The organism is Xenorhabdus sp. IM139775, from assembly GCF_028598745.1.
In the GTDB taxonomy this organism is placed as follows: domain Bacteria; phylum Pseudomonadota; class Gammaproteobacteria; order Enterobacterales; family Enterobacteriaceae; genus Xenorhabdus.
Genome location: NZ_JAQRFK010000236.1, coordinates 1 through 649 on the forward strand (window position 1 = coordinate 1; position 649 = coordinate 649).

The 649-nt window shown below is 39.8% G+C and carries 1 protein-coding gene; it reads left to right on the forward strand.

What is annotated here, in order from left to right:
- Positions 1–116 precede the first annotated feature (116 nt).
- Positions 117–572 carry an IS200/IS605 family transposase gene (gene tnpA, locus PSI17_RS17215; protein WP_273553114.1) on the forward strand — a complete coding sequence of 152 codons (456 nt, stop codon included), beginning with the start codon at positions 117–119 and terminating at the stop codon, positions 570–572.
- The last annotated feature ends 77 nt before the right edge of the window (positions 573–649 follow it).

Sequence of the window (649 nt, forward strand, 5' to 3'; positions counted from 1 at the left end):
ACATAAAACCACCCGCTATGCGGGTGGAGACCGAGGGTTATACCAAGAAAAACACCTTTCCGTTACGATACAGATGTTCAAGCTAATATACGTAACTCAAATAAGGAAAGGTGTTTATGGGAATTAAAGCACAAAGCTCAGCACATACAAAGTGGCTGTGCAAATACCATATCGTCTTTTCGCCGAAATATAGACGAAAAGTTATCTTTAACAGTATACGTTCGAGTATAGGTGAGATTTTACGAGACCTTTGTAAGTACAAAGGCGTTGAAATAATCGAAGGGCATCTCATGCCCGATCATGTGCATATGCTCGTGAGTATTCCCCCGAAAATCAGTGTTTCAAGTTTCATGGGATACTTAAAAGGTAAAAGTTCTCTGATGATATTTGATAAACATGCCAATTTAAAATACAAATTTGGCAACAGGAAGTTTTGGTCGGAAGGATACTACGTCAGTACAGTGGGGTTGAATGAAGCCACAATCCGTAAATATATCAGAGAGCAAGAAAAGTCAGATTTAATGCAAGATAAATTAAGTACACGAGAGTATGACGACCCCTTTAAGGGGTAAGCCAAAGAAGCAAAGACACTTAGCTTGAACGAAGAGAAAGCAGCGTCATTTAGGCGCAGTCGGTAACATGCCCTTAT

Excerpts from the sequence above, each read along its gene's own strand:
- tnpA (WP_273553114.1), top strand. The coding sequence starts at position 117 with ATGGGAATTAAAGCACAAAGCTCAGCACATACAAAGTGGCTGTGCAAA.